The sequence below is a fragment of the Achromobacter sp. 1014246743 genome, from assembly GCF_059760725.1.
In genome coordinates this window covers 15428-35706 of the sequence record NZ_JCBANA010000070.1, presented here as the reverse complement: position 1 = coordinate 35706, position 20279 = coordinate 15428, and the positions used below count along the sequence as shown (strand labels likewise).

The 20279-nt window shown below is 65.8% G+C and carries 16 protein-coding genes; 6 read left to right on the top strand and 10 right to left on the bottom strand.

Going from position 1 to position 20279, the window contains the following annotated elements:
- Positions 1-538 precede the first annotated feature (538 nt).
- From AC6LJ2_RS24355 to AC6LJ2_RS24340, 4 genes are all read right to left on the bottom strand, one after another.
- A complete protein-coding gene (locus AC6LJ2_RS24355) occupies positions 539-1366 on the bottom strand; it encodes an IclR family transcriptional regulator (RefSeq protein ID WP_263915662.1) in 828 nt (275 codons plus the stop codon).
- Positions 1367-1621: 255 nt separating this feature from the next.
- Positions 1622-2389, bottom strand: coding sequence for a phytanoyl-CoA dioxygenase family protein (locus tag AC6LJ2_RS24350; protein ID WP_445657667.1), 768 nt, complete (start codon positions 2387-2389; stop codon positions 1622-1624).
- A 193-nt stretch (positions 2390-2582) separates the two neighbouring features.
- Positions 2583-3692: an AI-2E family transporter gene (locus AC6LJ2_RS24345; RefSeq protein WP_445657668.1), complete on the bottom strand. Its 1110-nt coding sequence runs from the start codon at positions 3690-3692 to the stop codon at positions 2583-2585.
- A 125-nt stretch (positions 3693-3817) separates the two neighbouring features.
- Positions 3818-4888, bottom strand: a complete 1071-nt coding sequence (locus AC6LJ2_RS24340) for a LysR family transcriptional regulator (protein WP_263915659.1) — start codon at positions 4886-4888, stop codon at positions 3818-3820.
- Between the two features lie 391 nt (positions 4889-5279).
- Here AC6LJ2_RS24340 and AC6LJ2_RS24335 point away from each other — a divergent pair, with 391 nt between their 5' ends.
- From AC6LJ2_RS24335 to AC6LJ2_RS24325, 3 genes are all read left to right on the top strand, one after another.
- A complete protein-coding gene (locus tag AC6LJ2_RS24335; protein WP_081821632.1) occupies positions 5280-6476 on the top strand; it encodes an efflux RND transporter periplasmic adaptor subunit in 1197 nt (398 codons plus the stop codon).
- 36 nt (positions 6477-6512) lie between these two features.
- Positions 6513-9731, top strand: coding sequence for an efflux RND transporter permease subunit (locus AC6LJ2_RS24330; protein ID WP_263915658.1), 3219 nt, complete (start codon positions 6513-6515; stop codon positions 9729-9731).
- A gap of 68 nt (positions 9732-9799) precedes the next feature.
- On the top strand, positions 9800-11287 hold the full coding sequence (locus AC6LJ2_RS24325) for an efflux transporter outer membrane subunit (protein WP_498152362.1): 1488 nt from the start codon (positions 9800-9802) through the stop codon (positions 11285-11287).
- A 99-nt stretch (positions 11288-11386) separates the two neighbouring features.
- Here AC6LJ2_RS24325 and AC6LJ2_RS24320 read toward each other — a convergent pair whose 3' ends face one another.
- From AC6LJ2_RS24320 to AC6LJ2_RS24295, 6 genes are read right to left on the bottom strand one after another with little or no spacing between them, the layout of a single operon-like run.
- The gene (locus tag AC6LJ2_RS24320; RefSeq protein WP_498152361.1) at positions 11387-12358 is read right to left on the bottom strand and encodes a Csu type fimbrial protein; all 972 of its coding nucleotides are present in this window, start codon (positions 12356-12358) and stop codon (positions 11387-11389) included.
- A gap of 31 nt (positions 12359-12389) precedes the next feature.
- A complete protein-coding gene (locus AC6LJ2_RS24315; RefSeq protein ID WP_498152360.1) occupies positions 12390-14858 on the bottom strand; it encodes a fimbria/pilus outer membrane usher protein in 2469 nt (822 codons plus the stop codon).
- A 7-nt stretch (positions 14859-14865) separates the two neighbouring features.
- Entirely contained in the window at positions 14866-15654 is a 789-nt protein-coding gene (locus AC6LJ2_RS24310) for a fimbrial biogenesis chaperone (RefSeq protein ID WP_263915654.1), read from the bottom strand.
- 11 nt (positions 15655-15665) lie between these two features.
- The gene (locus tag AC6LJ2_RS24305; RefSeq protein WP_498152359.1) at positions 15666-16223 is read right to left on the bottom strand and encodes a Csu type fimbrial protein; all 558 of its coding nucleotides are present in this window, start codon (positions 16221-16223) and stop codon (positions 15666-15668) included.
- Positions 16217-16741, bottom strand: coding sequence for a Csu type fimbrial protein (locus tag AC6LJ2_RS24300; RefSeq protein WP_263915652.1), 525 nt, complete (start codon positions 16739-16741; stop codon positions 16217-16219). The genes AC6LJ2_RS24305 and AC6LJ2_RS24300 overlap by 7 nt, the downstream gene beginning before the upstream one ends.
- A 49-nt stretch (positions 16742-16790) precedes the next feature.
- Entirely contained in the window at positions 16791-17378 is a 588-nt protein-coding gene (locus AC6LJ2_RS24295; protein ID WP_498152358.1) for a Csu type fimbrial protein, read from the bottom strand.
- Between the two features lie 208 nt (positions 17379-17586).
- Between AC6LJ2_RS24295 and thpR the strand changes: the two genes are divergently transcribed.
- From thpR to AC6LJ2_RS24280, 3 genes are all read left to right on the top strand, one after another.
- Entirely contained in the window at positions 17587-18117 is a 531-nt protein-coding gene (gene thpR / locus AC6LJ2_RS24290) for an RNA 2',3'-cyclic phosphodiesterase (RefSeq protein ID WP_498152357.1), read from the top strand.
- A gap of 79 nt (positions 18118-18196) precedes the next feature.
- Positions 18197-18757 carry a 5'-3'-deoxyribonucleotidase gene (locus AC6LJ2_RS24285; protein WP_263915649.1) on the top strand — a complete coding sequence of 187 codons (561 nt, stop codon included), beginning with the start codon at positions 18197-18199 and terminating at the stop codon, positions 18755-18757.
- Positions 18758-18886: 129 nt separating this feature from the next.
- Positions 18887-20224, top strand: a complete 1338-nt coding sequence (locus AC6LJ2_RS24280) for an NAD(P)H-dependent oxidoreductase (RefSeq protein ID WP_263915648.1) — start codon at positions 18887-18889, stop codon at positions 20222-20224.
- Positions 20225-20279 lie beyond the last annotated feature (55 nt).

Sequence of the window (20279 nt, the reverse complement as noted above, 5' to 3'; positions counted from 1 at the left end):
TGAACCAGTTCGCCATCATCTATGCCGAACGCTTCACTGACCCGTATCGCTGAGATAGCATCGATAGGCCTGACCGAACCTCGGTCAGGCATTTACTGCCTTAAACACAAAAATACTGACAGTCCCCAAGCCAGTGCCTGCTCGCGCCGCCCATCACCGCCCCCTCCCCCCTGACTGCGAACCATTAGAAAACCAATCTCCAACAGCGCGAAGCGTCCCCGCAACACTATCAACAACACGAACGCCAAACGTGGCCGCCCGCGCGGCCGCGGCTTGGCGGCCCTGTAGATTTCATGCCCTGACCACAGGTCTAGCGACGCAACGAACCCAGACGCGCGTAGCCCGTCGTGCAGGGCTTCGTGGCAGCGGACAACCTCGATGCGCCCGAGGGAATCCGTAGGGAGCCGAAGGCGTACGAGGATGACGAAGGGGAAGTCCGGCGCCGGCGCGCCGGACCGCAATCGTGGGCGCCCGCTGCCACGAAGCCCTGCACGACGGGCGACCCACGAAGATCAATTCAACAAACCAAGACCCACAACTACCGCGAATAAGCCGAAAACTTAGACTTCGAAATAGAAGTAGCCGCCACCTGCACATGCTGCGCCAATTCAGCCTCGACTCTAGCCACCGTCCACCGCGTCGTCGGCACAGAAATATTGATAGCAGCCACCGCCAACCCCCGATGATCGATCACCGGCGCCGCCACCGAAATATCCCCAAGCACCGTTTCGTTCACGATGATTGCGTAACCCTTCTCGGCCACGCGCTGCGCGCGTTCCAGCAGCTTGTCCGGGTTCACCTCTGTGTAGGGGGTGATGGGGTCCAGGCGGGTTTGGGACAGGATTTCGCGGCGCTGTTCGTCTGACAGGCGCGACAGGATGGCCGTGCCCGAGGCAGTGAAATAGGCGGGCAGGCGGCTGCCTACGGCGATGTCCACGTTGACCAGGTGGTGGCCGGGGAAGCGGGCCACGAACACGATTTCGTGGCCGTCCAGCTCTTGCAGGTTCGTCGTTTCACCCAGCGTGCGGCTGATGTCCAGCAGGTAGGGGGACGCCTTGTCGATCAGCTCGTTCGCGCGCACATAGTTGTACGAGAATTGCAGCACCTTCGGCGTCAGGCCGTAATTGCGCGTATCGGGAATGCGGCGCAGATAGCCCAGCGTTTCAAGCGTGTACACCAGGCGTTGCGTCGCGCTGCGGTCCAGGCCCGATGCGCGGGCGATGTCGGCCAGCGTCATGTGGCGCTTCGGGCCGTCGAAGGCGTGCAGCACCTGGAAGGCTTTTTCGGTAGAGCCTACGAATAGCGAAGACCGGGTTTCGGTCGTTGCCTGCGTCTTGTCCGTATCGTCGGGCTTGCGGTTGGGCACGGGAAACAGCCTATTCAGTGAAGGAACGTGCACGAGCCAGGGCGCGCGATGCCGTCTTGCCGGGGGCGATCGCGCGAAGTGCACACTATTTAATTGTAATTCAATTATTAATAGCGAATTCCAATGACTTAATGCCCCCGGTGGCCGCGCGCTGCGTCAACCTGAATGGCCGGCCCCCCGCTCTCGACCCTCCGGTGGCGGACTCGCCGCTACCTGCCGCCGTTGACCGCGTCGCGTACCCCCGACGCGCTTGCACTACCCCGCCAACGGCACGCCCGGTTGGCTGGCCGAACGCGACCCCGGCACCGGGTGGCAGGACTGCGGGTAATAGGTATGCACCACCGACAGCTTCACGCGGTCGCTGCGGTTGCCTTGGGCCGCATGCAGCGTGCGGCAATGGAAGAACACCACGTCGCCCGCCTGCAGTTCGGGGCAGACGGCGCGCGCGATCCAGTCCGCGTTGCCAGGGGCGTCGTCGCGGAAGAATTTCTTGTCGTCGAATTGCTGGGGCTGAAATGCCGCCGCATGCGAGCCGGGGATGAAAGACAGGCCGCCGTTCTCGCGCGTCTCGGGCCCCAGGGCCAGCCAACAGGACACCAGGTCCGTGTCGGAAAACGACCAATAGCGGATGTCCTGGTGCCAGCCCGTCAGGCTGCCATAGGCCGGGTGCTTCGTCATCACGCAGTTGTGGTGCACCGTCGACAGCACCGGGGCCTCGCCGAAATAGCGTGCCAGCGACTGGCCGATGCGGGCGTCGGTGGCCCATTGCGCGAACAGCGGGTCGCGGGCGTAGGCGTTGAGCAGGCGCCGCACCGTCAAGCCGCCTTCGGCGCTGCGCGATTCCGGTGCGCCGGGGTAGCGCAGATCCGCTTCGTATTCGATGGGCGCCACGTGGTCGTGCAGATGGCGTTCGGCCAGCGCCCGCAGCGCCTGGACCTGCGCCGTATCCACGAACTGGCGCGCCACGAAAAAGCCCTGCTCGCGCAGGACCGCCAACTCTTTTTCTTGCAGTGACCCGGACATCTCGACCCTCACACCCCGCGGCGTAAGCTGCAAAGCGTCTGCGCACAGGGCAGGCGCGTGCCGGGCAAGGCGCCGGCGAGCGCGGGGAGAGCTAGATTACCAAATGTGCGGGCGGGACCGTTACTGGAAATGCGGCCGCAATTCCTGAGGGAAGGCGGCCGCCATCTATGCCATGAAAACGCTCAGGTTGGCGTCAGCCGGCCGGTGTTTTTTCGGGGGGTTCGGCCGCCCTGAGCCGCGCGGTATCGCGTTCGACTTCCTCGTGGTGCACCCATTCGCGCCACACCGCCACCAACAGCGCCATCAGCACCGGCCCCACGAACAGGCCCACGATGCCCATGGTCTTGACCCCGCCCACCAGACCGAAGAACGTCGGCAGGAAAGGCAGCTTGACCGGGCCGCCCACCAGGCGCGGGCGCAGCGTCTTGTCGACGATGAAAAGCTCGACGCTGCCCCAGACCATCAGCGCGATGCCCGCCACCACGTGGCCCGAGCCCACCAGGTACAGCGACACCAGCGTGAACGATAACGGCGCGCCGCCGGGAATCAGCGCCATGAAACCGGTCACCACGCCCAGCAGCACCGGCGACGGCACGCCCGCCACCCAGTAGGCGACGCCCAGCACCAGGCCTTCGCCCAGTGCAATCAGGCCCATGCCGGTGACGGTGGAATTGATGGTGGCCGGCACCACGCGCGAAAAGCGCTGCCAGCGCGCGGGCAGGATGCGTTCGCCCAGCACGTCCAGCTGGGCCACCATGCGCAGGCCGTCCTTGTAGACGAAGAACAGCGTGATCAGCATGAACAATACGGTCAGCAGCAACTGGAACACATTGCCCGTGGCGGCCAGCACCATGCGGTAGATGTTGCCCAGGTGTTCGCCGCTGACGGCTTCGACCAGCGCGCCCAGCGCGTGGGGCTGGCCGATATAGGCTTCCCAGTATTCGCCCAGGCGGTCGCCCACCACCGGCATCGAGGTGATCCAGGCTGGCACGGCCACGCCATGCCGGTTGGCTGCGATGGCCCAGGCGAAGAACGTGCTGGCTTCCTTGATGGCGTACGACAGCGCCAGCGACAGCGGCACGATCAGCACCACCACAACGACCAGCAGCGCCAGCGAGGCGGCCAGCATCGTGCGGCCGCCGCAGCGGTCGACCAGGCGCCGGTACAGGGGCCAGCTGGCCAGGCCGATGATCAGCGCGGCCAGTGCGGGCACCAGGAATCCGCTCAGGAAATACACGCCCGCCAGCAGGACCAGCAGCAAAAGCCAACGGGCGATCAGGTAAGCGGGAAGTACAGGCTGCATAGAGATCGACAGTGAATGCGTTTAGGCTTTGACTGTCGGACTATACATACGTTTCCAGAAATACGAGGGACACAAGCCCTGTATTTACTACGGGGTTTCCCGCGATTTCGCCGCTGGTGCCGACACTACAGCGCGTACTCGGCGGCTTCTTCCCGGGCGGTGCGGCGGCGCTGCGGCATTTCGGGGGCATTGGCGGCCGCCACGCCGGCCACGGCCATCTGCCTGGCCTGGCTGGTCTGGCGCTGCTGGAACACCCCGCAGCTGACGGCGGCCGGATCGGTTTCGTCGCGGCCGCTCAAGAGCGGGCAGCTGGCGAACAATTCGGCGACCCAGTCGGCAAATGCGCGCACCTTGGGCGACAGCTGGCGGCTCTGCGGGTACAGCACCGAGATCGCGGTGGTGCTGGGTTTCCACTGGGGCAGCACTTCGATCAGCTCGCCCGATTGCAGGTACGGCAGCGCCATGTAGCGCGGGGTCTGGATCAGGCCGAAGCCCTTCAGGCCGCAGTCCAGGTAGGCGCCGGCTTCGTTGACGGCGACGGTGCCGCGCATGTCGACTTCCTGGTGCTTGCCGTCGATCTTGAAGTCCCAGGGGCAATTGCGGCCGCTGCGACTGGAGAAATAGTGCACCGCGTGGTGGTCGCGCAGGTCTTCGATGGTCTGCGGCATGCCGTGACGCGCCACGTAGGTGGGCGAGGCGCAGGTCACCGTCTGCAAGGTGCCGATGCGGCGCGCGACCAGGCTGGAATCTTCGAGGTCGCCCGCGCGGATGACGCAGTCCACGGCCTCTTGCACCATATCCACGGGGCGGTCGCCCAGGCCGAGCACCAGCTCGACGTCCGGGTATTTGTCGTGAAAGTCACACAATGAGGGGATTAGAATCAGCCGCCCGATACACGTGGGCACGTCGATGCGCAGGCGCCCCTTCAGGCGCAGGGCCGCTTCCTGGAAGCAGGCCTCGGTTTCTTCGACGTCGGCCAGAATGCGCACGCAGTGCTGGTAGTAGCCTGCGCCGTCGGGCGTCAGGCCGATACGGCGCGTGGTGCGGTTGAGCAATCGCACGCCCAGCAGGCGTTCGAGATTCTGGATGATGGTGGTGACGGTGGTGCGCGGAAGCGAGAGGCTGTCGGCCGCCCGGGTGAAGCTATTGGCATCCACGACGCGCACAAACACCTGCATAGCCTGAAAACGGTCCATGGCGACGGTGTCCTATTAGGGCAGTTGGTCGGGGTGTACGGAGCATAACGCGTTTCCGGCCGGGATTAGACAATTCTGCCGAACAGTGTTGCCGAACAACACGTGTTTATCCGCACCGGCAAAACACTCAGAATTCAATCATCTTGAAGTGCCCGTGCCGCCCGGCGCCATCAAAGGGCCTGTCAATCCTCAGATTCCGATCCCGCGAGAGTCCGTCCCCCAAAGACACTCTCAGCCCAGGGAGACGTAACAGTGTTGCATGCTGCACCGCAGTATGACATCGGTGTTTCAGGACTGACAGACCCGCCGCGATGCCGCCCCCGCCGCCCCCCGCCCCCCTCGCGGTTCCCGGCAAGTGCGCTTCACCCCGACACCACCCTCAAGGAACATCATGGTTTCGCGTAATCGTATTGCTGTGCTCGTCGTTTTCGCGGCCGTCATTGCGGCCGGCGGTAGCTACGCCCTGTTTCGCGCCCCTGCCGGCGCCAATGCTGCCCAGGCGCAAGGCGCGCCGGCGGCGCCTCCCGTCGAAGTGGCCGAAGTGGTCAGCAAGACCATCGTCGACTGGCAGCGGTATTCCGGCCGCCTGGAAGCCATCGACCGCGTGGACATCCGTCCGCTGGTCTCCGGCACCCTGACCGCCGTGCACTTCCAGGACGGCAGCATCGTCAAGAAGGGCGACGTCCTGTTCACCATCGACCCGCGCCCCTACGCGGCCGAGGTGGATCGCGCCGCCGCCGCCCTGACGGCCGCCAAGGCCCGCGCCTCGTACACGGCCACCGAACTGGCCCGCGGCCAGCGCCTGTTGACCGACAACGCCATCGCCCGCCGCGATTTCGAGGAAAAGCAGAACGCCGCCCGCGAAGCCGCCGCCAACCTGCAAGGCGCGCAGGCTGCGCTGGACTACGCCAAGCTGAACCTGGGCTACACCCGCATCGAAGCGCCGGTCGCCGGCCGCGTCTCGCGGGCCGAGGTCACGGTGGGCAACGTGGTCGCCGCCGGCGCCACGTCGGTGCCGCTGACGACCCTGGTGTCGGTGTCCAAGATGTACGCGTCGTTCGACGTCGATGAGCAGACCTTCCTGAAGTACGTGAACCCCGCCCGCAACGGCAAGGCTGGCTCGGTGCCGGTCGAGCTGGGCCTGGCCAACGAGGAAGGCTATTCGCGCACGGGCTTCGTGCAATCGGTGGACAACCGCCTGGACGCCACGTCCGGCACCATCCGCGTGCGCGCCGAGTTCGACAACGCGGATGGCTCGCTCCTGCCCGGCCTGTACGCCCGCATCCGCCTGGGCGGCAGCGACCCGCGCAGCGCCGTGCTGATCGATGAAAAGGCCATCGGCACCGACCAGGACAAGCGCTTCGTGCTGGTGCTGGACGACAAGAACCACGCCAATTACCGCCAGATCAAGCTGGGCGCCAACCAGGAAGGCCTGCGGGTCGTGGATTCCGGCCTGGCCCCCGGCGACCGCATCGTGGTCAACGGCCTGCAGCGCGTACGCCCCGGCGACGCCGTGAGCCCGACCGTGGTGCCCATGGTCACGGCCCAGCGCAACCCGGTCAAGACCGCATCGGCCAACGCCAACTAAGCGGCCGGTGACAAGACAAGCAGAACGAGAACGTTCATGAATATCTCGAAATTCTTCATCGACCGGCCGATCTTCGCCGGGGTGTTGTCCATATTGGTGCTGCTGGGCGGCCTGTTGGCCATGTTCCAGCTGCCCATTTCGGAATACCCGGAAGTGGTGCCGCCGTCCGTGGTGGTCCGCGCGCAGTATCCGGGCGCCAACCCCAAGGTCATCGCCGAAACCGTCGCCTCGCCGCTGGAGGAATCCATCAACGGCGTCGAAAACATGCTGTACATGCAGTCGCAGGCCAACAGCGACGGCAACCTGACGCTGACGGTCAACTTCAAGCTGGGCGTGGACCCGGACAAGGCGCAGCAGCTGGTGCAGAACCGCGTGTCGCAGGCGCTGCCGCGCCTGCCGCCGGACGTGCAGCGCCTGGGCGTGACCACGACCAAGAGCTCGCCCACCCTGACCTTGGTGGTGCACCTGATCTCGCCCAACGATCGCTACGACATCACCTACCTGCGCAACTACGCGATCCTGAACGTTAAGGACCGCCTGGCACGCATTACCGGGGTGGGTGAAGTGACCGTGTGGGGTTCGGGCAACTACTCGATGCGCGTGTGGCTCGATCCGCAAAAGGTCGCACAGCGCGGCATGACGGCCAGCGAAGTGGTGGCCGCCATCCGCGAACAGAACGTGCAGGTCGCCGCCGGCGTCATCGGCGCATCCCCCACCCAGGGCGACGTGCCGCTGCAGTTGAACGTGAATGCACGCGGCCGCTTGCAGACCGAAGAGGAATTCCGCGACATCATCCTGAAGACCTCGCCCGACGGCGCCGTGACGCACCTGTCGGACGTGGCCCGCGTGGAACTCGACGCGCAGGAATACGGCCTGCGTTCGCTGCTGGACAACAAGCAGGCGGTCGGCATGGGCATCATGCAGTCGCCGGGTGCCAACGCGCTGGACGTGTCGTCCAAGGTGCGCGCCGCCATGGCCGAGCTGGCCCAGGACTTCCCGCCGGGCGTGGAATACCGCATCGAATACGATCCGACCCAGTTCGTGCGTTCCAGTATCGAGGCCGTGGTGCACACGCTGCTGGAAGCCATTGCGCTGGTGGTGCTGGTGGTGATCCTGTTCCTGCAGACCTGGCGTGCGTCGATCATCCCGCTGCTGGCCGTGCCGGTGTCCATCGTCGGCACCTTCGGGCTGCTGCTGATGTTCGGCTATTCGATCAACGCCCTGTCGCTGTTCGGGATGGTGCTTGCCATCGGGATCGTGGTGGACGATGCGATCGTGGTGGTGGAAAACGTCGAACGCAACATTGCAGCGGGCTTGAGTCCACGCGATGCGACCTATCGCGCCATGCGTGAGGTCAGCGGGCCCATCATCGCCATCGCGCTGACGCTGTGCGCCGTGTTCGTGCCGCTGGCGTTCATGACGGGCCTGACCGGCCAGTTCTACAAGCAGTTCGCCATGACCATCGCCATTTCGACGGTGATCTCGGCCTTCAACTCGCTGACGCTGTCGCCGGCCCTGTCGGCCCTGCTGCTCAAGAGCCACCACGACAAGCCGGATTGGCTGACCCGGGGCATGAACCGCGTGTTCGGCCGCTTCTTCAACTGGTTCAACAACATGTTCGGCCGCGCCTCCGAGAACTACGGCGTGGGCGTGTCGGGCGTGATCCGGCGCAAGGCCGGTGCCATGGCGGTGTACGTGGTGCTGGTGGCGGCCACCATCGGCGTGTCGTACCTGGTGCCCGGCGGTTTCGTGCCGGCGCAGGACAAGCAGTACCTGATCGGCTTTACCCAGTTGCCCAACGGCGCGTCGCTGGACCGCACGGAAGCAGTGATCCGCCAGATGAGCGACATCGCCCTGAAGGAACCGGGCGTGCAAAGCGCGATCGCGTTCCCCGGCCTGTCGATCAACGGCTTCACCAACAGTTCCAGCGCGGGCATCGTGTTCGTGGCCCTGAAACCGTTCGACGAACGCAAGGGCGCGGCGCTGTCGGGCAACGCCATCGCGGCGTCGCTGAACCAGAAGTTCGGCGCCATCCAGCAGGCGTTCATCGCCGTGTTCCCGCCCCCGCCGGTGCTGGGCCTGGGTACGCTGGGCGGCTTCAAGCTGCAACTGGAAGACCGCGCGGCGCTGGGCTATGCCGAGCTGGACAAGGCCAAGCAGGCCTTCCTGGCCAAGGCGCGCCAGACACCTGAACTGGGCCCCGCGTTCTCCAGCTACGAAATCAACGTGCCGCAGCTGGACGTGGACCTGGACCGGGTGAAGGCCAAGCAGTTGGGCGTGCCGGTGACCGAAGTGTTCGACACCATGCAGATCTACCTGGGCTCCATGTACGTCAACGACTTCAACCGCTTCGGCCGCGTGTTCCAGGTGCGGGCCCAGGCTGACGCGCCGTTCCGCGCCCACGCCGACGACATCCTGCAGCTGAAGACCCGCAATGCCGCGGGCGACATGGTGCCGCTGTCGTCGCTGGTGACGGTCAAGCAGACGTTCGGTCCGGAAATGGTGGTGCGCTACAACGGCTACACCGCCGCCGACATCAACGGCGGCCCGGCCCCCGGCTATTCGTCGGACCAGGCGCAAGCCGCGGCCGAGCGCGTGGCGGCGGAAACCCTGCCGCGCGGCGTGAAGTTCGAGTGGACGGACCTGACGTACCAGCAGATCCTGGCGGGCAATGCCGGCCTGTGGGTGTTCCCGATCAGCGTGCTGCTGGTGTTCCTGGTGCTGGCCGCGCTGTATGAAAGCCTGACGCTGCCGCTGGCCGTGATCCTGATCGTGCCGATGAGCATCCTGGCGGCCCTGACGGGTGTGTACCTGACGGGCAACGACAACAACATCTTCACGCAGATCGGCTTGATGGTGCTGGTGGGGTTGTCGGCGAAGAACGCGATCCTGATCGTGGAATTCGCCCGCGAGCTGGAGATGAACGACGGCCGCACACCGCTGGAAGCCGCCATCGAGGCCAGCCGCCTGCGTCTGCGCCCGATCCTGATGACGTCCATCGCGTTCATCATGGGGGTCGTGCCGCTGGTGCTGTCGTCGGGCGCAGGCTCGGAAATGCGCCATGCCATGGGTGTCGCGGTGTTCTTCGGGATGCTGGGCGTGACGTTGTTCGGCCTGTTCCTGACGCCGGTGTTCTACGTGCTGCTGCGTTCGATGAGTGGCAAGACGCTGCATTCGGCCGCGCAACATGAAGCGCCGGTGTGCGTGCCGCACATCGACCCGAACGCCCCGCCCGCCACGCAACACCACGCCTGAGCCGGCCCGGAAAAAATAGCCAGCGCGCCCCGTCCCGAACGGCGGGGCGCGCCCCCAAGAGAATCGTCATGAAGACCAAAAGACTGATCCGAGGTTCCGCCCTGCTTGCCGTCCTGCTTGTGCTGGCCGGCTGCGCGGTGGGCCCGACTTATGAAAAGCCCGCGGCGGCCGCCCCGGCGGCGTTCAAGGAAGCCGCCCTGCCCGCTTCGGAAGCGGGCACCTGGAAGGCCGCCGAGCCGTCGGAAGACGCGCTGCGCGGCGCCTGGTGGAAGGTGTTCGGCGACGAAGGTCTGAACCAATTGCAGGACGAGGCCCAGAAGGCCAACCAGAACCTGCAGGCCGCCGCCGCCCGCCTGACCCAGGCCCGCGCCCTGCAACGCGAGGCCCGTGCCGGCTTCTTCCCGAGCCTGGACGCCGCCTTCGGCCCCAGCCGCCAACGCCCGTCGGCCGTGTCGCAAGGCCTGCCCGACGGCACGCCGACGAGTCCGAGCACGACCTGGCGCGCACAGGGCACGGTTTCGTATGAAGCCGACCTGTTCGGCCGCGTGGCTTCCACGGCGGACGCCGCGACGGCCGACGCGCAACAAAGCGAGGCGCTGTACCGCTCGGTGCTGCTGGCGTTGCAGGCCGACGTGGCCAGCACGTATTTCCTGGTGCGCGAGCAGGACGCGGAATCGGCGCTGTACAACCAGACGGTGAAGCTGCGCACGGATACGCTGCAACTGATCCAGCGCCGCTACGATGCGGGCGACATCAGCGAGCTGGACCTGGCGCGCGCGAAGGCCGAACTGGCGTCGGCACAATCGGAAGCCCTGGGCATCGACCGCCGCCGCGCGGCGGCCGAGCACGCGCTGGCTGTCCTGCTGGGCCGCGCCCCGTCGGAATTCACGATGCCACCGCAGCCGATACAGAAGGTGGCGCTGTCGATCCCGGCGGGCCTGCCGTCGACGCTGCTGGAACGCCGCCCCGACATCGCGGCCGCCGAGCGCGCCATGGCCGCGGCAAATGCCCGCGTGGGCGCGGCCAAGTCGGCGTTCTTCCCGCGCCTGGATATCACGGGTGCATTCGGCTACGAATCCTCGGAACTGGGCAACCTGTTCCAATGGTCCAGCCGCACGTTCCTCTTGGGCCCGCTGGTGGGCGCCGCGCTGTCGATGCCGATCTTCGACGGCGGCCGCCGCCAGGCCGGCCTGGACCGCGCCCGCGCGGTCTATGAAGAAGACGTGGCGGTCTACCGCCAGACGGTGCTCAACGCGTTCCGCGAGGTGGAAGACAACCTGGCGAACCTGCGCATCCTGGCGGACCAGACGCGTGCGCAAGACGCGGCGGTGGAAGCGTCGGCACGGGCGGCAAAGCTGTCGCATACGCAGTACCGCGAAGGCTCGATCAGCTATCTGGATGTGATCGAGGCGGACCGCAGCGTGCTGTTGCAGCAGCGCGTATCGGTGCAGTTGAGCGGCGAACAGGCGCGATCGGCGGTGGACCTGATCCGCGCGATCGGCGGCGGCTGGGGCAACCCGGTGCCCGGGGCCGAGACGGTGGCCGCGAACCCGTAAAAAACGTGCTTGCCTGCACGTTCTGCCCCGCAGGTGCGTTCGCCTGCGGGGCATTTTCATGGGGCGGCCGGCCATGCCTGGCCACCGGCGCGGCTGGACTCAGTATTCGATCAACATGATGGGATGGTCAGAATATTCACCCACCGGCACGTCGCCTTGCTGGCCGTTGATGCGGCCCTCGACAGTGAACGTCTGCACGTTGCCAAGTCCCACGCCGTCTATCGCCACGCCCGGGGTCATGATCTTGTCCGTGCCGGCCTGGTACAGCTGATACTCGATATAGTTGCCCCCTGCCCCCTTCATTCTGCGCGTGCCATTGACGGCATTCTCCCCCTCGCCGATGGAAATCTTGAACGGCACCAGAACCGTGCAATATAGGCCGACGTTGGCGGTGGATGGCTTGAACCGGGACACCAGCGGCTCGGCGCCAAAGTTCAGCGTGGCGGCGCCGCCGTTGAACGCGCAAGATTTGCGCACATCAAGCGACACATTCACGATGCTCGATGCCGTCCCGGAATGCCACGAAAATGGCGCGCACAGGCCCAGCGCGCCCAGCGAGCAATAACCCCACTCCCAATGCAGCGTAATGGTGTCCCGATAGGTCGAGGCGGTGGGATTGGCACCGGCCTGCGTCTCCAGGAACAGCTGCACATTGCCGCCCACCGACCCGCCCAACCCCAGAAAACTCAACCCGCCCTGGGGCAGGCTTACCTGTTGCCCGAATGGCAGACTGACCGTCCCTTTCGCGTCGCTGTAAAGCTTGTAGGGCACGCGGCCCAGACCGAACAAGACGGTCATGGCGCCATTGTTCGAACTGATGGCTGTCACCTTGAGCTGCGAATTTGTGCCCAGGTTGATAAGGGAAAAGAAATTGCACTGGAAGCTGGAATCGAATTGCCGGGAGTTCTTGCTTTTGTAGAGCTCGTAGGAATAGAACGAACCAAATTTGATTTCCGCCCCAGCCCCTCCCTGGCAGTTGTTGTCTGCGCTTGCAACGGCGGACAGGCCCGCCAGCAGCGCCACGAAAAGCAGAATGCGTTGAAAGAAGATGGGCATGATGAAGTCGCTCACAGAGGCAGTTGTACAGGGTGCATGACCACGCTCATTGGCAAGCCAGGCGGCCAAGCCGGGCAATGCCGGCCTGCGGGGGCACAGGCCCGAGCGTGACGCGGCAAGCAGGGGAACCGTTGATCGGCAACACATGCAGGGTCGTGGCCGCGGGCAGCGTGTCCAGGTACACCTCGCCCTCACGGCCCACCCAGGCCACATCCTGGCCATCCGCCTGGACCTGACTGCCCGGCGCCACCGGCCGGCCGTCGGCGCCCACCACCGAAAACACCGCTGCCCGCAGCTTCTGCACCGGGAAACGCAGCACCAGGCCGCTGCCATCGCGGATGGCGGCTTCGGTCTTGGCCAGGGGCACTTTCACGTCCGCCGGCAGATTGATCGGATCGATCTCGAAATGCGCGGCATACCAGGAACTGACCGACGGGATCAGCAGGTGGCCGCTGGCGTCCGTATCGCCCACGTACTGATTCTCGAAGCTGACCGGCACGCCGCCATAGCCGTCGGTGGAGACCAGCGCGAACGCGTCCGTGACCGGGCGCGACAGATGCAGCGCGCCGTCCATGGCAATGATCGATCCGCTCACCTGCGCCCATTGCGACAGGTCATCGCCGGCGCCATAGACACCGCTGCGCAGGTCAAAGCGCGAAGCCCGCCAATTGACCTCCGCCTGGCGGTAGACGCTGCTGGTCGAGGAATGGCTGGCGCCCAGGCTCCAGCCCACGCCGCCAGCCAAGGGCGCGGCCTTCATGAAATTCGCCTGTTCCGAACGCCGCCCGTCGCGGTCGCGAGTCATGCCGAGACTGCCCGACGTACCGTCGCCCAACGAGATCGACAGCGACAACTGGGCGTTGTAGCCCTGCGAGCCGATCTCGCGATTGGCGCTGGCATACAGGCTGACCCCGTAGCCCAGCGTCACGCCATACGACACGTTCAGCAGCCGGGTACGCTGGTTCGGCGCGTAGTCCAGGTCGAACCATCCCATGCCCAGCGAGCCATAGCGCCCCAGAGAAACGCTGGCGGTGGCCTGGTCTTCCTGACGCGGCAGCCGGCCCGCATTGCGGTACAGGCCCAGATTCGCAAACCCTTCGTCACGGCGAGTGCGGCGCAGACCGACGCTATAGCGTTGATTGCTATAGGAGTACCCCAGCGACCACTGCCCGCCTTGAGCCGTATCGGCGTTGTAGACCGTCGTGGCGGCGCGCGAGCCCGCCGTCAACCCTGCTTGCCTGTCGTAGGGCGAAAGCGGGCGCCATGTGTCGATGGCCGGCCGCCCTATCGTTCCCGGCGAAGCGCGGCTGCCGGCAACGGCAGCGTTCAACACGCCGAACACGCCCAACTGGACGTTCGAGCCGATGCCGCCGGCGGCAAAGCCTGGCGCGCCCTGCAACCATCCCGTGGCGGTCCAGCCCGACGTCAGGCCGTGGCGCATCACGCCGCTTGCCGCAATGTCGCCGTAGTCAAAGGACGACACGCCGTATTGCCGGCGCAACAGGCCGACCGATGCGCTGTAGTCTGACAGGCCGGCCCGCAGCAGATCGTTCGAGACATAGAACGACACCTCCTGGCTGACTTCCCGGCCCAACGCATCGCGGGTGACCACCGTCGCCGTGCCCGCGCCATTGATATACGGCAGGCTCTGCAGCGTGAACGGACCAGGGTCGACCTCACGCGATCCCATCCGATAATTGTTGATGAACAGATCCACCGCGGTCGGCACGGCCGCCTGGCCAGCGAACTGGGGTACCGGATAGGTCACCAGGTCGGGACGCGTGGCGAAGTTGCGCCCGAGCTGGAAGCCCGCCATGCGCACGGCGCCCGAATCCGCCAACGCATCGGTGATGAGATCGCCCAGGACGTACTTGCGCACCGTGGCGGGATCGTTGTAGCGCCATTGCGTGTCGTATCGCATGTAGCGAGGGGCGCCCGAAAGGTCCTCGCCGCGCAACGTGTTGCGCCAGGCCCCGGTCGACGACACCGAACCGTAGGGACTGAAGAATCGCTGCTCGCTCCACACCGACAGTGCAGAGGCTCGCCGACTGCGGTTCAGATAGGTGTCATAGTTGAGCAGCAACCCCGTTGAACTGGCGGCCGACACCGATACCTGGCTACGCGTATCCATATCCACGACCTGCTGGGGCAGCCAGTCCGGCGGCACGGTGAGCACCAGTTGCTGTGCCGCGTTGTCGAGCACTGCCCGCACGCCGGGGATCTTTTCGACCGCGACCAGGTCCTGCGCAGGGTTGTCGACCTTCACTCCCAGCTGCTTGAGCAACGCGGCCTGCAAGTAGAAATGCCCTTGCCGGTGCTCGACTTTCTGTACCTGGCCGGCCGCCTTTCCGTTGACCACGACGTCCAGGTACAGCATTCCGTCCGGCAGCGAGAATGCGGCCCCGTGGGGCTGTGCCTGCACCGCGCAGGCGCTGGCTGCCAGCGACAGGACGGCCAGGCGATTGCATGCCCCAGCCGCGCGTTGTCGAAAAGCATGGAAAAAGCGAGTCGCCACGGCTGGTTCACCGCGGTGCGATCGCACGGGCTTCGCGATCGGAATTCACGTACGCGTTCAGGGCGCCTCCCGCCTGCACCGAGGCCGGCGCCTCGAACGCCATTTCGGCGCCCGCCAGGACGTAACCCAGCAATCCCGGCACCGACCACACCTCGCGTCCGCCCTGGACATAACTGACATGGGACAGGCGTGCGTGCACCGGACCGGTGTTGCGCACGACCAGCCAGCGCTGGCCCTGCTTGCTTTGCACGGTATAGGTCAGCACAGGCTGGGCAGCCGCTTTCGGATCGGGATGCTTGCGGGCGTCTTCACGCGTCCAGGCGCCGGCGCCGCTGACGAACAGCGGCACCGAATAGCGCAATTGGAACGCCAGCCCGGCACCCTGCCCGGCCTCTGCCACGGGGGGCGCTTCACGGGTCTGTCCGGCATTGGCATTGCCCGGAATTTCATCGATCAGGATGCGGTAGGCCTGTTCCTCGCCGGCTCGGACCGTGACCGTCCGGATCAGGCGCAGCAACTGACGCTGGCCCGGCTGTATCTCGGCCGCGGGCGGACTGACCACGATGTTGTCTTGCGGGACCAGCTCGTCCGACCCATTGGCCTGGGTCCAGCCCAGGGCGCGGATCTGGATGCGCGAGGCGGACTTGCCGTTGTTTTCCAACCAGATGGCCGTCCCGGTATCGTCGTGTTCGATCACCGGATCGATGGGCCAGACCAGGATGGATGCGGCGGCAACGGCCGATCCGGACAGGCACAGCGCGGCCAGCGCGCCGGCAAAATGAATGAGGGGTTTCATGGCAAAGGCAATCAGTAGTAGACGGTGACGATCAAGTCGTCGGTGTACAGGCCGGGCTCCGGCATGGCCTGTGTGCTGCGCAACTCGGCGTAGACAGTCAGATCGATGGCGCTGCTCGTCGCGGTCAGCAGCACGCCATCGTTGTTCTGGCCCCAGCGCTTGAGATAGCCGCTGTCCTGGTACAGCTCGTATTTCAGAACCTTGCCGGCGGCGCTCTTCAATTGCCGGCCGCTATAGGCGAATGAAGAGCGGGTGGCGTTGCTGCCCTCATTGATATCCACCCGGAATGTCGTGCCGGGCGTGCAGCGCATCACGATGCTGCCAGCGCTGGGGGTGGACTTGGTCTTGACGCTCTTGTCCAGGCGATACACGGTGCCGAAGTCGATGACGCCGAGCGACGTCACGGGACTCTGACTGGAGCCAAACCAGCAGCCCGGCGTAATCGCCGCCTTGACGGTCATGGCCTGCGTGACCTGGTCCGCGCTGGCGCCCGGCGCATGCGTCAGGACGGCCACCAGCAGGGCCGGCAGCATGCGCCGCGGCCCCGGTACCCACTTGCCGGCTACCATTGGATCGTCACCTTGACGGTGTCTCGATACACGCCCGCAGCCGGCGTGGCCTGCGCCGGCTCGATCGCGGCGTACACCGGAATCAGCTCTTCGGCGCCCGTGCCGGACCGCGCCAGCGGCGTGGCCCCTGTCCAGAGACGGCTGTAGGACGCATCGCTGTAGAGCGCATAGCCGACGAAGGCGCCGGTCGGCCCTTTCAGCCTGCGCTGCTGGCCTGCGTTGTTCTCGCCTTCGCCCAGGACCACGCGATAGGGAACGCCGGTGGCGCATTGCACGCGTATGCCTGCCTGCCCCTTGCCCGCCTGGGCCTTGACCACGTTGGCCAGGCTGGGATGCGTGCCGAAATCGAGTGTTCCAAACGAGACCGCGTTGCCTGCGGGCGCGGCGCCGGCCGAACACAGGGTGGCGATGACCACGCGCACCCCCAGGGTCGCACTGCCGGATTGCGAAAAGGTCTGCGCGTGAGCCGCACTGGCGGCGCCAAGGCAGAGCAGAAAATGAAATGCTGGGCGGAACATGATCATCCACGGGTCCGGTGCGACGCACCGGACCCGTTGCACAAGAGGTTTACCAGCTGACCGTCAACATGACGACATCGGCGTATTTGCCGGACGCGGGGGTGGCTGCCATGGGAGGAATGCGGCCGTACACCACCATTTCCTCGGCCGCGCCCTTGCCGGAGCCGGTGTAGGGATTCTTGCTGTCCCAGACCGTCTTGCGCGCCGCGTCCTGATACAGGTAGTAGGGGACGTACGCAGCGGTGGCACCGCCGACCAGCGCCAGGCGTCGGGCGCCCTCGCCGGACGCATTGCGTCCGTCGTCCAACGACACGCGGTAGGGAACGTCCTGCGTGCAGTTGAGCTTGACGACGGCGCCGCCGGAACCCTTGGCCTGGGCGTCAACGAAGTTCTGGGTCAGGGCCGAGACTTCGCCGAAGCTCAACGTGCCGAACGAGTTGAAGTCCTTGGCCGAGCCATTGACCACTTCGCAGCCTTTGCCGATGGTCAGTTCGACCGCCAGCTGGCCCCGGACTTCGCCGGCGGTATAAGTGGGCGCGGCAGGAGAGGCGGCCGCGGGGTCCGTTGCCGCGGCGGATGCCACGCCGGCAATCGAGCAACCGCACAAGATCGCGGCGTTCAAGAGAGTCTGTTTCATGAAGTTATTCGGGTCTGAAGGAATGGGAAGAGGTTGAATCCCCGAATACGCACGGGCGTCTTTCGGTTCGGAAGGCATTACATCAATCGTCGGGATCGCCTGACATCAGACGATTCCGGATCTGCGCCGGTCGCGGCCGCCGCGCCGGACGGCCCCTCGCGATTCAGAATCGTCTGACCCCGGCGCAAGTCGGGCCTACAATTCCGTCATGCCGACCACCCGCCTCTTCTACGCGCTCTGGCCCGACGCGCCCCTGGCCAGCAACCTGGCCACGTGGGCCGACCACGCCCACGCCCACGCACAGGGCCGTGTCATGCGCACGGAAACCCTGCATCTGACGCTGGCCTTCCTGGGTTCGGTGGACCGGGCGATCGCCGACGAACTCATCGAGGCCACCCCCTTTCATCGCCTGATACCCGGTGAGCTCACCCTGGATCAGTACGGCGTCTTTGCCCGGCAGCGCATCCTGTGGGCTGGACCGAGCCACGTGCCCGATCTGCTGCAGGCGGCGCATGACGGCCTCTGGCTCTGGCTGTCGGCATTCGGCCTGGTGCCGCCCACCCAACCGTTCCGCCCGCACGTCACGCTGCTGCGCAATATCGAACGCGATGCGCCGCCCGCAGCGCCACCGGCCCCGCTGACCTGGAGGTATGAACGCATGGTGCTGGTGGCGTCGGAATCTTCCACCGGCGGCAGCCGCTATCGGGTCGTGGCCCAATCTTGCCCGCGACCGGCCTAGCGTAGAGACGGCCAGGCGAGCGGACCGCCCGCTCACGGCTCTGGCACAATCGAGCCCGTCGCAACGACTTAGGATCTTCATGATCATCCTGCTCGACCAAGACGGCGTGCTGGCCGACTTCGAACATGCGTTCATCGATGCCTGGCGCGAGCGCCATCCCGATATTGCGCCCGTGGCGTTCGAGGATCGCAAGTCCTTCTACATTCGCGAAGACTATGCGCCGGAACTGCGGGGCATGGCCGAGGCCATCTATACCGCGCCGGGGTTCATTCGCAACCTGCCTCCCGTTCCGGGGGCGCTGGATGCGGTGAAGGAATTGCTGGCGCTGGGCATGGATGTGCGCATCTGCACCTCGCCGCTGTCGCAGTTCGAGAACTGCGTGGCCGAGAAGTATCTGTGGGTGGAAAAGCACCTGGGGCGCGAGGCGACCAACCGGCTGGTGCTGACCAAGGACAAGACGCTGGTGCACGGCAACTTGCTGATCGACGACAAGCCGTTGATCCAGGGCGCGGTCAAGCCGCGCTGGAAGCACATTCTGTTCGATGCGCCCTACAACCGCGAGGTGACCGACCGGCCGCGCATCAACTGGAGCAACTGGCGCAGCGTGCTGGCCGGCGAACTCTATACCGCAGACGAGTGACGCCCGGATGATAGGGTCGCAAGCCCTTCGGATGAGGGCTTTCCGGGCGGTTTGCAGGCCCTGTTCAGCCGTCATGTTTTAGGACTATCCTGTGGTGCTGTATCCCCATTTCCTGGAGGAGCCCGCACCATGAATCTGCACCGTCTGCTCAAGCAGCGAGAAGCCGACCACAAGCCCTTGCGCGTCGCGCTGCTGGGCGCCGGAAAGTTCGGCTCGATGTTCATGAGCCAGGCTCCGCGCACGCCGGGCATGCGCCTGGTGGCGGTGGCCGACCTGGCACCCGACCGGGCCCGCGCGGCACTGACCCGGGTGGGGTGGCCGGCGACGGCGCTCAATGCCACCAGCGTCAATGACGCCCTCAAGAACGGCAAGGTCTATTTCAGCGACGACCCCTACGCGGTCATCGCCAGCCCCGACGTCGACATCGTCATCGACGCCACCGGCCAGGCGGCCGCGGGTATCGGGCACGTGCTGGCCTGCTGCGAGCAGGGCAAGCACATCATCATGGTCAATGTCGAAGCCGATGCGCTGGCGGGGCCGCTGCTGGCGCGGCGTGCACGCGAGGCCGGCATCGTCTATTCGCTGGCCTATGGCGACCAGCCGGCGTTGATCTGCGAAATGGTCGACTGGGCGCGGGCCAGCGGCTTCGAGGTCATGGCGGCGGGCAAGGGCACCAAGTATCTGCCTGAGTTCCATACGTCCACGCCGGACACCGTGTGGCCGTACTACGGCTTCACTGCCGAGATGGTGGCGGCCGGCGATTTCAATGCGCAGATGTTCAACAGTTTCCTGGATGGCACCAAGAGCGCCATCGAGATGGCGGCGGTGTCCAATGCCACGGGGCTCTTGCCATCGCCGTCCGGACTGCATTTTCCGCCTTGCGGCGTGGATGACCTGGCGCGGGTGCTGCGGCCGCGCGAAGACGGCGGCATTCTGCATCATCGCGGACAGGTCGAGGTGATTTCCTCGCTCGAGCGCGACGGCCGGCCGGTGTTTCGCGACCTGCGCTGGGGCGTGTACGTGACGCTGGCCGCCGATAGCGATTACGTGCGCCGCTGTTTCAAGGAATACGGGCTGGTCACCGATCCGGGCGGCAACTACACCGCCATGTACAAGCCGTATCACCTGCTGGGCCTGGAACTGGGCATCAGCGTAGCCAGCGTGGGGCTGCGGCGCGAGCCCACGGGTGCACCGGCAGGCTGGCATGGCGACGTGGTGGCCACGGCCAAGCGCGATCTGCAGGCCGGGCAACTGCTGGACGGCGAAGGCGGCTATACGGTGTACGGACGCCTGATGCCGGCGCGCGATTCCGTGGAAGAAGGCTATCTGCCGCTGGGCCTGTCGCATCAGGTCAAGCTCAAGCATGCCGTGCGGCAATCGCAGGCGATCCGCTGGAGCGACGTCGAATACGACGATCGCTCGCAGGCCGTGCAGTTTCGCCGCGAAATGGAGCAGACCTTCGCTTGAGCCCTGGCCCGCGGGGGGGCGATGCAACGACCCGCCCGCCGCAGCGCGCTCGTCG

What these genes read in the sequence shown, in the direction of transcription:
- AC6LJ2_RS24350 (WP_445657667.1), bottom strand. Translation starts at nt 2,389, where the DNA reads ATGTCCGGGTCACTGCAAGAAAAAGAGTTGGCGGTCCTGCGCGAGCAG.
- AC6LJ2_RS24345 (WP_445657668.1), bottom strand. Translation starts at nt 3,692, where the DNA reads ATGCAGCCTGTACTTCCCGCTTACCTGATCGCCCGTTGGCTTTTGCTG.
- AC6LJ2_RS24340 (WP_263915659.1), bottom strand. Translation starts at nt 4,888, where the DNA reads ATGGACCGTTTTCAGGCTATGCAGGTGTTTGTGCGCGTCGTGGATGCC.
- AC6LJ2_RS24335 (WP_081821632.1), top strand. Translation starts at nt 5,280, where the DNA reads ATGGTTTCGCGTAATCGTATTGCTGTGCTCGTCGTTTTCGCGGCCGTC.
- AC6LJ2_RS24330 (WP_263915658.1), top strand. Translation starts at nt 6,513, where the DNA reads ATGAATATCTCGAAATTCTTCATCGACCGGCCGATCTTCGCCGGGGTG.
- AC6LJ2_RS24325 (WP_498152362.1), top strand. Translation starts at nt 9,800, where the DNA reads ATGAAGACCAAAAGACTGATCCGAGGTTCCGCCCTGCTTGCCGTCCTG.
- AC6LJ2_RS24310 (WP_263915654.1), bottom strand. Translation starts at nt 15,654, where the DNA reads ATGAAACCCCTCATTCATTTTGCCGGCGCGCTGGCCGCGCTGTGCCTG.
- AC6LJ2_RS24305 (WP_498152359.1), bottom strand. Translation starts at nt 16,223, where the DNA reads ATGGTAGCCGGCAAGTGGGTACCGGGGCCGCGGCGCATGCTGCCGGCC.
- AC6LJ2_RS24300 (WP_263915652.1), bottom strand. Translation starts at nt 16,741, where the DNA reads ATGTTCCGCCCAGCATTTCATTTTCTGCTCTGCCTTGGCGCCGCCAGT.
- AC6LJ2_RS24295 (WP_498152358.1), bottom strand. Translation starts at nt 17,378, where the DNA reads ATGAAACAGACTCTCTTGAACGCCGCGATCTTGTGCGGTTGCTCGATT.
- thpR (WP_498152357.1), top strand. Translation starts at nt 17,587, where the DNA reads ATGCCGACCACCCGCCTCTTCTACGCGCTCTGGCCCGACGCGCCCCTG.
- AC6LJ2_RS24285 (WP_263915649.1), top strand. Translation starts at nt 18,197, where the DNA reads ATGATCATCCTGCTCGACCAAGACGGCGTGCTGGCCGACTTCGAACAT.
- AC6LJ2_RS24280 (WP_263915648.1), top strand. Translation starts at nt 18,887, where the DNA reads ATGAATCTGCACCGTCTGCTCAAGCAGCGAGAAGCCGACCACAAGCCC.